Below are 11,993 nucleotides of genomic sequence, written 5' to 3'. Positions count from 1 at the left end.
AAATATTGCATAGGAAATCAAAAAGACGTCTTTAACCAGATATGTACCGGTTAAAGACGTCTTTGCGTAATGAAAAGAGTTTTTTTTCTTATAAATCAATTGCAGTGACAGATTTAATTTCATCCAATAGTGCAATTTCAGCAAGCGCTTTGTCTTCTAAATGACGGTCAATAGTCAGCAGCATAATTGCGTTGCCGCCTACATCGGAACGATCCACCTGCATGGTAGCAATATTAATATTATGCTCTGCAAAGGCACTTCCCATGCGTCCGATAACACCAGGCTGGTCAATATGCTGAATGACAACCATGTGGCCTTCCGGTGTAGCATCAACCTGGTAGTCATCTACACGGACAAGACGCGGTCCCAGACCGTTTAAAAGCGTACCGGAAACTTTTCTGCTTCCAGAAGCCCCAATTACTTCTATGGTAATCAGGTTTGTAAATCCCTTTCGTGCAGATCTTTTACTTTCGCTGACAGTAATTCCTTTACGATCAGCCAGATATAATGCGTTGACATCATTTACACGGCTGCCCAGGTAACGTTTTAAAATTCCTTTCACTGCATTACGTGTGACAGGGCCTGATTCTATTTCACTTAAGTCTCCAGAATAGCTAATGCGAATCTCACTGATAACTTCATTCGCTAAATCAATAATAAACGTACCGAGCTTTTCTGCTAAATAGAAATAAGGCTCGATTTGGTGCATCGCTTCACTTGGAATAGAAGGAAGGTTGACTGGATGACGTACGGCTTTTCCTTCTAAGAAGCGGATAACATCATGACTGACATCAACAGCGACAATTTCCTGGGCTTCTACTGTACTTGCACCTAAATGCGGTGTAGCAACAACCTCTGGCAAAGTAAGCAGTTTATGCTCTGTAAAAGGCTCCTGCTCAAATACATCCAGTGCTGCTCCAGCCACTTTTCCAGAAACAATGGCATCATATAAAGCATCTTCATCAATAATTCCGCCGCGGGCACAGTTGACAATCTGTACACCATCCTTCATCAATTCAAAAGCTTCTGCATTAATCAGATGTCTTGTTTCTTTTAATAATGGTGTATGAACTGTTATGAAATCGCCTGCCTGAAGTACCTCTTCCAGTGTGCCGCGCTTGATTCCCATCTGCTCTGCTTTTTCATCTGTCAGGAATGGGTCGTAGGCAATAACATTCATCCGCTGACCTTTTGCACGCTTTGCTACCTCAGCGCCAATTCTTCCCAAACCGACAACACCTAATGTTTTCTGTTTTAATTCTACACCGACAAAGCGTTTACGGTCCCATTGCTTTTGCTTTAAAGCATGGAAAGCCTGCGGAATATTTCTGGATAGGGACATAATCATTGCAACAGTATGCTCCGCAGCAGAATTGGTATTTCCATTTGGTGCATTTACTACAATAATTCCATTTTCTGTTGCGGCATCCAAGTCAATATTATCTACTCCGACTCCTGCACGTCCGACAATTTTTAAGCGTGCTGCTTTTTCAAGTAAAGGACGAGTTACCTGTGTCTGACTGCGGACTAATAAAGCATCAAATTGATCGATATTCTCCAAAAGCTCTGTTTCATCCCAGCCTGGATTTTTAACGATCTCAATATTTTCCGTCTCTCTTAACGGTTTAATACCTTCTTCACTTAACGGGTCACTAATTAGAACACGATATGTCATGGCTTACTTTTCCTCCTGTTGCAAATAAATTTCTTGAGCTGCCTGAACACCCTTACCAAGCTGAATATCTTTTCCTATTTTCATAAGACCGATCTCGAGCAGGCTGATAGTTTGTAACACATCAGCAGGAGAACAATATCCCATATGGCCAATTCGGAAAATAGAACCCTTCATATGCTGCTGACCGCCGGCTAGAGTCAGGTTGAATTGTGCTTTTACTACGGAACGCAGTGCTTCTGCATCAAAATCAGCCGGATGGACAGCTGTTACGGTTGGGGAAGCATCTTCATCCGTTGTTAATAAAGGAATATCTAAAGCTTTAAAAGCAGCTCTTGTCATGTCACGCATTAAGATATGGCGCTGATATACATTTTCCAATCCTTCTTCTTCCATCAGAGTCAGGACCTGTTCCAGACCGAATAAAAGAGAAAGAGCCGGAGTATAAGGTGTGGAAACTTTTTCTAAGTTTTTTCGGTAGACACGCATGTCTAAATAAAAACGCGGCTGCGGATTTTCCTCAATTACCTTCCATGCCCGCTCACTTGCTGCAATAAACATCAGACCAGCCGGCAGCATAAACGCTTTTTGTGATCCAGTTACATAGATATCAACACCCCACTCGTCCATGCTGGCTTCCACACCGCCAAGACAGGATACACCATCAACAACGAGAAGTGCATCAGAAGATTCATGTACGGTTTTAGCCAGGTTTTCGATTGGATTTAATACACCCGTAGAAGTCTCACAATATGTAGCAAAGACGACCTTGATTTCCGGATGCTCTTGTAAATACTCTTGAACAGTTTGGGGGTTAATTGCTTCTCCCCACTCTACATCAATCCGATGTAATTTTAATTGAAAAGCTTGACATATCTTTGCAAAACGATCGCCAAATGCCCCACTGACGATAACAAGAACATCATCTCCTGGATGTGCTGCATTGCTGACAGCCATTTCTAATCCTGCTGTACCGCTCCCGGCAACAGGAATAACATCCTGCTTTGTTCCAAACACTGATTTTAGCTTTGGAAGAATACGTTCTAATAATTCTTTCGTTTCTTTCCCGCGGTGACCTATCATTGTCTGGTTCATTGCGCGCCCGACACTTGGGGGAATAGGACTTGGTCCGGGTATTCTTAGGATGTGCTGATCTTTTAGCATGAATGGTAAGCTCCTTTGAAATAAATTTAATAAATGGATATCAAAATAATACCAATCGGGCATTATTAGATATGATAGCAACTCTTCATGAACCCAATCTTTTATAAAAATAAGTAATGTTCTTAGAATAAATCAATTGATTTGTTTATTAACAAACAATAAATTATTTTTTATAAAGATAAGATACTTTCAGTAAGTTAAAAACGGATGTTGTTTGGTTATTTTTTAATAACATACGGATATTTTAACATAAAAGTATTTGAAAATGCAGATTCATATGAAAAAGTATTTCTTACCAATATAGCAACATCCAATGTATTGTCAATATAAAGTTTCGTATTGTATAAGAACAACAGATCAAAGGTTTGTATGATAATAGAGAATATTATAAGAACAGAATTGCTTCACTATAATAGAGAAAACGCTTCCCTTAATATCTGTAAAAAAAGAAAAAACACTAAATAAATTGAACTATGGGAATATTATACCTATAATAGGGCGAAAAGGAAGGTGTAAAAATGGGGAAAGATTTAAGAACAAAAAGTAAAGCTTTTGATGGCACTATGCGTGCTCCGAATAGGGCAATGCTGCGTGCTGTCGGTGTTACTGATGAAGACTTTAAAAAGCCGATGGTCGGAGTTGCCAGCACATGGGCCGAGGTAACGCCATGTAATATACATTTGAATGATTTAGCATTAATTGCTAAAAAAGGTGTACGTCAAGCCGATGCGGTACCATTGATTTTCAATACGATTACGGTATCAGACGGGATTTCCATGGGAACACAGGGGATGCGCTATTCTTTGCCAAGCAGAGATCTTATCTCTGATTCAATTGAAACAGTTGTCGGCGCAGAGAATCTGGATGCCCTTGTTGCGATTGGAGCGTGTGATAAGAATATTCCCGGGTGTATGATGGCTATTGCCAATTCTGATGTTCCGGCTATTTTTGTATACGGGGGGACCATTGCACCAGGTAATCTTGATGGGAAGGATCTTGATATAGTTTCTGTATTTGAAGGTGTCGGACAGCATAATGCAGGAAAAATTGATGATAAGCAATTGAATCGCATAGAATGCCATGCCTGTCCAGGTGCAGGGGCGTGCGGCGGAATGTATACCGCGAATACAATGGCTTCCGCGGCAGAAGCAATGGGACTGAGTTTGCCGGGAAGTTCTTCCAATCCGGCAGAATCTCAGGAAAAACTGAAGGATGTGGAAGCAGCTGGAAAAGCCATTAGAACATTGCTGGAAAAAGAGATTTATCCAAAAGATATTATGACGAAAGAAGCCTTCGAAAATGCGATTACCGTTGTTATGGCACTTGGCGGTTCTACGAATGCTATTCTTCACTTATTAGCAGTGGCTCATGCAGCAGAAGTAGACTTGACTATTGACGACTTTAACCGTATCCAGGCAAAAGTACCTCATCTAGCTGACTTGAAGCCGAGCGGCCAATTTGTATTTCAGGACCTTCACAATGTCGGCGGGGTCCAGGCAGTGATGAAGCTCCTTTATGAAAATGGCTATCTTCACGGAGATTGTATGACAGTAACAGGAAAAACAATCAAAGAGAATTTAGAAGATGCTCCATCATTAAAAGAAGGTCAAAAGGTAATTATGCCATTAGACGAACCGAAAAGAGAAGATGGACCATTGATCGTTCTAAAAGGGAATCTTTCCCCAACTGGTGCAGTTGCAAAGGTATCTGGTGTTAAAGTAACCAGACATACCGGCCCTGCACGTGTATTTGATACAGAAGCAGAGGCAACAAAGGCTGTAATGAGTAATAAAATTAAAGACGGCGATGTGCTTGTTATCCGCTATGTAGGACCAAAAGGTGCGCCGGGAATGCCGGAAATGCTGTCTATTTCCAGTATTCTCGTAGGTAAAGGAATGGGAGAGTCTGTTGCTTTATTAACAGATGGACGTTTTTCTGGCGGTACACATGGTTTAGTAGTTGGACATATTTCACCAGAAGCTCAATCTGGCGGCCCAATTGCACTTCTCGAAGAAGGGGACAGTGTCACCATTGATTCATCTACAAAAGAGATCTTTGTGGACCTTTCTGATGAAGAATTGGACAAGCGCCGGCAAGCATGGAAAGCACCAGAATTATATAAAAAAGGTATCTTAGGCAAATACGCACATAATGTAAGATGTTCTTCTCTGGGTGCGATTACGGATTATTTGAACCGGGATTAAAAATAGGTTCTATGAACAGAATGAATGATAAGTGCCATTGCACAATCAAGTAACTGATTGTGCAATGGCACTTTTATGTAATTGGAAAAATCTTTCCTGAGGGAGATTTGACGTAACAATGATAGTATTCATTGATTAAGTATATGATTAAAAATTTGGGAGATTTCATTTTAGGATTACCAGATATAAGTAATAAAAAAGTATCTCTATAATTTTCAAACAAAAAACAAACTGTAATATAATTTTAAAGAAAAATGCGAGTGTAACGCATAACAACAATGAAAACGCATACATAAAATCAGACTAAATAGAATTATTAAAAAAATTACAAAATACTATTGACTATCATACGGAAACAAGATATGATTGTTCGCAATATAAGATATTTCTTAACAAAACAACTTTTAAGATAATGAGAAGTTGTTACTTCACAAATATAATTAATACGTTGACGGGAAAAAAGGAAAAGACGAATAGCTTTTACAGAGATCTGGGGTTGCTGGAAGCCCAGAATTGCTACTTATTCCGACATCGTCCCTGAGTGTCACATGGAAAGGAACATTCCAATTATATGTGACCAGGTGCATGGTAATCAATGTACCTGTTATCAAACATAGCTCTGGCAGCTATTGAGGCAAAGTTTGAAAGAACTTTGCGAAACTGGGTGGTACCGTGAAAAGCAGATCCTTTTCGCCCCATACATGATAGAAACACATGTACATGGGGGGGAAAAGGGTCTTTTTTTATTATTTTAAATAAAAACTTCCAAACTCGCATTGCAGGAAATAGTTAGTTTAATCAAAAGGTTCAGTTTTTTAAGAAAAAAGGAGGGGCATTGTTGTGAAAGTTAATGCAAATCAAGAAGTAGAAGTGAAGAGCAATTTGGTCACAGGATCTGATTTGTTAGTTCAGGCATTAGAAAAAGCAGGCGTTGAAGTTGTATTTGGGTACCCGGGGGGTGCTGTTTTACCAATTTATGACGCACTGCATCGAAACGATACATCCTTCAAGCATGTACTTTCGCGACATGAGCAAGGCTCCATACATGCAGCGGAAGGATATGCAAGAGTATCAGGAAAACCGGGCGTTGTTATAGCAACTTCTGGTCCGGGAGCAACTAACTTAATTACAGGCATAACAGATGCCATGATGGATTCCATTCCACTTGTTGTATTCACGGGGCAGGTTGCAGAGCAGGTTATTGGAACAGATGCTTTTCAGGAAGCGGATATGATAGGAATTACTACACCAGTTACCAAGTACAATTATCAGGTTAATAATATTGCAGATTTACCGAGAATTGTGAATGAGGCATTTCACATTGCAACTACAGGCAGACCGGGACCGGTTGTGATTGATATTCCTAAAAGTATCTCTGAAACAGTTACTATTAATGATTATGAGGATGATTTTTATTTACCCGGCTATCAGCCGACTGTTTATCCGAATCCGATGCAAATCTCAAAGATAACAGATGTGCTGAGCAAAGCGGAAAGACCAGTATTGCTTGCCGGAGCAGGAATTCTGTTATCTGGTGCAACAGAAGAGTTAAAACAATTTGTTAATAATTGGGAGATTCCGGTTGTTACCACACTGCTGGGTCTGGGGAGTTATCCCGGCGGCGATAATTTATCGCTTGGCATGGGCGGAATGCATGGAACATACACAGCGAATACAGCAATCTATGAAAGTGATTTGCTTATCAATATCGGAGCACGATTCGATGATCGTTTAACTGGAAATCTGCAGCACTTCGCTCCAAATGCAAAAGTGGCTCATATCGATATTGATCCTGCTGAAATAGGAAAAAATGTAAAGACAGCTATTCCGATTGTGGCAGATGCAAAGCAGGCATTGAATGTGCTGCTGCAGCAGGAAGTGAAACGTGGAGATTATACGAAATGGCTGGATAAATTAAAGAGCAATCAAAAGAAATATCCACTTTGGTATGACCGGGGCGACAGTCCAATCAGTCCGCAATGGCTTATAGAGCAGATTCATGAGAAGTCTAAAGGAGAAGCAGTTGTAACAACAGATGTTGGACAGCATCAAATGTGGGCAGCTCAATTTTATCCTTTTAAAAACCCTGACAATTGGGTAACCTCTGGGGGACTCGGCACCATGGGATTTGGCTTTCCTGCTGCAATTGGCGCACAAATTGCCAAACCGGATCATCTAGTTATATCTGTAGTAGGAGATGGCGGTTTTCAAATGACATTGCAGGAGCTGGCTATCTTGAAATCTCAAAATCTGCCAGTAAAAGTTGTTATTTTAAATAATGATGCGCTTGGAATGGTAAGACAGTGGCAGGAAACATTTTATGAGAAACGCTACTCACACTCCTTATTTTCAGAAAACCCTGATTTCGTGAAACTGGCGGAAAGTTATGGAATTAAAGGAATGCGTGTATCAGATGAAAAAGATGTTCCGAAAGTTTTGGAAGAGGCTTTTTCACATGATGGTCCTGTTGTTATTGACTGCCGTATTGACAGAGATACATGTGTATACCCGATGATTGCACCGGGTAAAGGAATGCACGAAATGATTGGGGTGACAAAATGAAACGCATAATCATTGCCACAGTACAAGATCGTGGCGGGGTGTTAAATAGAATAACTGGCATGCTGAACCGGCGCCAGTTTAATATTGAAAGTATTTCTGTCGGAGCTTCGGATGTGAAAGGTATTTCCAAAATGACATTTGTCGTTGAAGTTTCCGATAAGCAGAAGCTGGAGCAATTAACAAAACAGCTGAACAAGCAAATCGATGTGATTAAGGTTTTAGATGTCACAGATAAAGCAATTGTGACCAGGGAGCTTGCTTTAGTAAAAGTTGTTGCTACCAATCAGACAAGAGCAGAAATTATGACATTAATCTCTGCATTCCGTGCAGATGTTATTGATATCAGCAAGGATAGTCTGACAATACAAGTTACCGGGAAGCCGGAAAAGGTCGATGCGTTAATTTCATTGCTCAGACCATATGGAATTAAGGACTTAACGAAAACTGGATTAACAGCATTTCCAAGAGGTTATCAGCCTGAACAAGGTTTTAGTGAGCTAAATAGTATTTCAGCTCACGGATAATAGAAAGACAGGAGCTTCTGTTAAGAACGTCCAAAGGACAATACAGAAGTCATCATATCCTGTGAAATTAAAAAAATAGATAAAGATGAGAGGGAGATTACATTATGGCAAAGGTATTATACAACAAGGATATTAATAAAGAGGTACTAAGAGATAAAAAAATCGCAATCATTGGATATGGTTCACAAGGTCATGCACATGCAATGAACTTAAGAGATTCCGGTTTTGAGGTAGTTGTTGGTTTACGCCCGGGGAAATCACAGCAAAAAGCAGAAGCAGACGGCTTTAACGTATATTCTGTAGCAGAAGCAACAGCTCAGGCAGATTTAGTGATGGTATTGCTTCCAGATGAAATGCAGCCACAAGTATATCAAGAAAGCATCAAGGATAATTTACAAGAAGGAAATGCACTTGCATTCGCTCACGGATTTAATATTCACTTTACACAAATCGTGCCTCCTTCTAACGTAGATGTTTTCTTAGCAGCACCAAAAGGACCTGGACATCTTGTACGACGTACATTTGAAGAAGGTGCCGGTGTACCGGGATTATACGGAATTGAACAAGATTATACTGGAAATGCAAAAGATATAGCACTTGCATACTCTTATGGTATTGGCGCAGCCAGAGCCGGTGTATTAGAAACAACCTTCCAGGAAGAAACAGAAACAGATCTGTTTGGAGAGCAGGCTGTATTATGTGGTGGAGCAACAGCACTTGTAAAAGCAGGCTTTGAAACATTAACAGAAGCTGGCTATCAGCCAGAGGTTGCATACTTTGAATGTTTACACGAATTAAAGCTGATTGTTGACCTGCTTTATGAAGGTGGATTGGAAAATATGCGTTATTCTATCTCTGATACTGCACAATGGGGAGACTTCGTATCTGGTCCGCGTGTTGTTGATGAAGGAACGAAAGAGCGCATGAAAGACATTCTTTCTGATATCCAAACTGGTAAATTTGCGAAAGAATGGATTTCTGAAAATCAGACTGGCCGTCCGCAATTTAATGCAATTAACCGCCGTGAAAATCAACATCAAATTGAAGTTGTTGGAAGGGAGTTACGTGCTTTAATGCCATTCATTAAAAATCCAATTAGTGATGATGCAAAAAAGGATGAAAAAGCACATGCCAATAATTAAGTTTTTTGATACAACTCTTAGAGATGGCGAACAGTCACCTGGAGTTAATTTGAATAAAGAAGAAAAATTACAGATTGCCAAACAGCTTGAAAGATATGGAATGGATCGGATTGAGGCTGGATTTCCAGCCTCCTCCAAAGGAGATTTTGAAGCTGTTCAGGCGATTGCCCAAAATATAAAAAAATCAACTGTTCTTGGTTTAGCCCGCACTGTTAAATCGGACATTGATGCAGTTTATGAAGCAGTAAAGGATGCCGCTAAACCGGCTATCCACGTATTTATTGCTACATCTCCCATTCATATGAAATATAAGCTGAAGAAGTCTCCTGAGGAAGTTGTCGAAACGGCTGTGAGCATGGTTCGCTACGCAAAGGAAAAATTTAATCATGTCGAATGGTCTGCGGAGGATGCGACTCGTTCCGACATAGCCTTCTTAGCAGAGATTATTGAAAAGGTCATTGATGCAGGAGCAACTGTCATTAACCTGCCGGATACCGTTGGTTATGCAACGCCGGAGGATTATGGCAGCATGTTCCGTTATATAAAAGAAAATGTACCGAATATTGATAAAGTAGAATTATCCTGTCACTGCCATAATGACCTGGGATTAGCAGCAGCTAATACACTTTCTGCTATTCAAAATGGCGTAACTCAGGTAGAAGGTGCTATTAATGGAATCGGAGAGCGGGCAGGAAATGTAGCGTTAGAGGAAGTTGCTTTAGCATTACATGTACGCTCTGATTATTTCCCATATGCATCAAGTTTGAAATTCGATGAAACGAAACGAACGAGTGATCTTGTGTCTAAATTGACAGGAATGTATGTGCAGGCAAACAAAGCGATTGTTGGAAGAAATGCTTTCTCTCATGAATCAGGCATTCACCAGGATGGCGTCCTGAAGCATGCAGAGACGTATGAAATTATCACACCGGCGCTGGTCGGAGTAACTCCAAATACATTATTCCTCGGCAAGCATTCCGGAAGACATGCTTTTAAAGATAAAGTGAATACCTTTGGAATTGAATTAACAGAAGCAGAGTTAAAAGAGGCTTTTGAACAATTTAAACAGCTGACAGATCATAAAAAAGAAGTAACAGACGATGATATTTATGCTATTGTAATGGAAATCAAAACAGATTCCTCCAACATTGATAAATACGAATTAATTCAATTCGGCGTATCCTATGATACACAGGATACACCATCTGCAACAGTTGTTTTAAAAGCTCCAAACGGGGTGAATGTAGAAGCAACAGAGTACGGAAGCGGAAGTGTCGAAGCGCTGTATAAGACAATTAATTCTTTAATAGATGAAGAAATCACTTTGACAGATTACCAGCTGAATTCTGTCGGCGGCGGAAAAGATGCCTTGGCAGAGGCACATGTGCAAATCAAAATAAATGAACAAATTAACAATGGCCGCGGCACAGCACAGGATGTCCTGCAGGCTTCAGCCAATGCACTTATTCAAGCGATAAATCGCTATTATGTTCAGAAAAAAGCAACTATTAAACAGCTCGTTCACGAGTGAAAAGAAGGAGAAATAATAATGGAAAAGAAAATCGTCCTGTTACCTGGAGATGGAATCGGTAAAGAAATTATGGAGTCAGCTAAAAAGGTGCTCGCAGCAATTGAAAGTGAATATCATCATGATTTTGTTCTCCAGGAGTGTGCTATTGGCGGAGATGCTCTTGACCGTTATGGTGTGCCATTACCTGATGATACACTAAAAGCATGTGAAGAAGCGGATGCAGTTCTCTTGGGCTCAGTCGGAGGTCCGAAATGGGATAATCAGCCCCCTGAATTCAGACCGGAGAAAGGGCTGCTCGGAATTCGTAAAGGCTTAGGATTATTTGCTAATCTGCGCCCTGTTAAATCATTCCCATCCCTTTTGCATGCTTCTCCTTTAAAAGAAGAGATTGTCAAAGATTCAGATATGATGATTGTTCGTGAACTGACTGGCGGTTTGTATTTCGGCGAACCGAGGGAACGCAGAAACAACGGAGAGGATGTCGTAGATACGTTAGCCTATTCAAGACAAGAGATTGAAAGAATTGTTGAAAAAGGCTTCGAATCTGCACAAATCCGTAATAAACATTTAACCTCGGTCGATAAGGCAAATGTATTAGAGTCGAGCCGGATGTGGAGAGAAATTGTCAATGAGAAAGCAGCTGACTATCCAGACGTAAAAGTAGAACACTTGCTGGTAGATGCAGCAGCAATGAAGCTTATTACAAATCCGAGCGGCTTTGATGTTATTGTAACAGAGAACTTATTCGGTGATATTTTAAGTGATGAAGCTTCTGTTCTGACAGGGTCACTGGGAATGCTCCCATCAGCAAGTGTCCGCACAGATGGCCTGGGCATGTATGAACCGGTTCATGGTTCCGCTCCTGACATCGCTGGAAAAGGAATTGCAAATCCAATCGGAATGATTCTGTCAACTGCATTAATGCTCGAATATTCTCTAGGAATGAAGGAAGAAGCAAAAGCAATTGAAACAGCAGTAATGGATTGCCTGGAGCAGGGCTATCACACATCAGACTTAAATATAAAAGATGGAAAACAAATGAGTACAGAAGAAATAACAGAAGCGATAATCGAGAATTTAACTACGAAATGTATTTCTGATTCTATTTGTAGCTCTTATGTATAAGAGGATGTTCAAAAAAAAGACGGTAAAAAGGACTTTTTGAACACTCATTATAAAGAGATTCCGGTATTA

At 40.3% G+C, this 11,993-nt stretch carries 8 protein-coding genes; 6 read left to right on the top strand and 2 right to left on the bottom strand.

All coding sequences use genetic code 11. From position 1 onward, the window contains the following. Positions 1-88 precede the first annotated feature (88 nt). Positions 89-1,675, bottom strand: coding sequence for a phosphoglycerate dehydrogenase (gene serA / locus OSO01_RS11620; RefSeq protein ID WP_147210607.1), 1,587 nt, complete (start codon positions 1,673-1,675; stop codon positions 89-91). A 3-nt stretch (positions 1,676-1,678) separates the two neighbouring features. Next, the gene (locus OSO01_RS11615) at positions 1,679-2,836 is read right to left on the bottom strand and encodes a pyridoxal-phosphate-dependent aminotransferase family protein (protein WP_147210606.1); all 1,158 of its coding nucleotides are present in this window, start codon (positions 2,834-2,836) and stop codon (positions 1,679-1,681) included. 518 nt (positions 2,837-3,354) lie between these two features. Here OSO01_RS11615 and ilvD point away from each other — a divergent pair. The 6 genes from ilvD (at position 3,355) to leuB (ending at position 11,924) form a co-directional block, all read left to right on the top strand. Continuing rightward, positions 3,355-5,040, top strand: a complete 1,686-nt coding sequence (ilvD, locus tag OSO01_RS11610) for a dihydroxy-acid dehydratase (protein ID WP_147210605.1) — start codon at positions 3,355-3,357, stop codon at positions 5,038-5,040. Positions 5,041-5,880: 840 nt separating this feature from the next. Then, the gene (gene ilvB / locus OSO01_RS11605) at positions 5,881-7,602 is read left to right on the top strand and encodes a biosynthetic-type acetolactate synthase large subunit (RefSeq protein WP_147210604.1); all 1,722 of its coding nucleotides are present in this window, start codon (positions 5,881-5,883) and stop codon (positions 7,600-7,602) included. Further along, positions 7,599-8,126: an acetolactate synthase small subunit gene (gene ilvN / locus OSO01_RS11600; RefSeq protein ID WP_147210603.1), complete on the top strand. Its 528-nt coding sequence runs from the start codon at positions 7,599-7,601 to the stop codon at positions 8,124-8,126. The genes ilvB and ilvN overlap by 4 nt, the downstream gene beginning before the upstream one ends. A gap of 104 nt (positions 8,127-8,230) precedes the next feature. After that, complete coding sequence (gene ilvC, locus OSO01_RS11595) at positions 8,231-9,268, top strand: ketol-acid reductoisomerase (protein ID WP_147210602.1); 1,038 nt, start codon at positions 8,231-8,233, stop codon at positions 9,266-9,268. Continuing rightward, a complete protein-coding gene (locus OSO01_RS11590) occupies positions 9,255-10,799 on the top strand; it encodes a 2-isopropylmalate synthase (RefSeq protein WP_147210601.1) in 1,545 nt (514 codons plus the stop codon). Before ilvC ends, OSO01_RS11590 begins: the two co-directional genes overlap by 14 nt. 18 nt (positions 10,800-10,817) lie before the next feature. Continuing rightward, entirely contained in the window at positions 10,818-11,924 is a 1,107-nt protein-coding gene (gene leuB / locus OSO01_RS11585) for a 3-isopropylmalate dehydrogenase (protein ID WP_147210600.1), read from the top strand. The last annotated feature ends 69 nt before the right edge of the window (positions 11,925-11,993 follow it).

This window comes from Oceanobacillus sojae, from assembly GCF_007991515.1.
In the GTDB taxonomy this organism is placed as follows: Bacteria; Bacillota; Bacilli; order Bacillales; family Amphibacillaceae; genus Oceanobacillus; species Oceanobacillus sojae.
This window is presented reverse-complemented; position numbering and strand designations above follow the sequence as displayed.

What these genes read in the sequence shown, in the direction of transcription:
- ilvD (WP_147210605.1), top strand. Translation starts at nt 3,355, where the DNA reads ATGGGGAAAGATTTAAGAACAAAAAGTAAAGCTTTTGATGGCACTATG.
- serA (WP_147210607.1), bottom strand. Translation starts at nt 1,675, where the DNA reads ATGACATATCGTGTTCTAATTAGTGACCCGTTAAGTGAAGAAGGTATT.
- ilvC (WP_147210602.1), top strand. Translation starts at nt 8,231, where the DNA reads ATGGCAAAGGTATTATACAACAAGGATATTAATAAAGAGGTACTAAGA.
- OSO01_RS11615 (WP_147210606.1), bottom strand. Translation starts at nt 2,836, where the DNA reads ATGCTAAAAGATCAGCACATCCTAAGAATACCCGGACCAAGTCCTATT.
- leuB (WP_147210600.1), top strand. Translation starts at nt 10,818, where the DNA reads ATGGAAAAGAAAATCGTCCTGTTACCTGGAGATGGAATCGGTAAAGAA.
- OSO01_RS11590 (WP_147210601.1), top strand. Translation starts at nt 9,255, where the DNA reads ATGCCAATAATTAAGTTTTTTGATACAACTCTTAGAGATGGCGAACAG.
- ilvN (WP_147210603.1), top strand. Translation starts at nt 7,599, where the DNA reads ATGAAACGCATAATCATTGCCACAGTACAAGATCGTGGCGGGGTGTTA.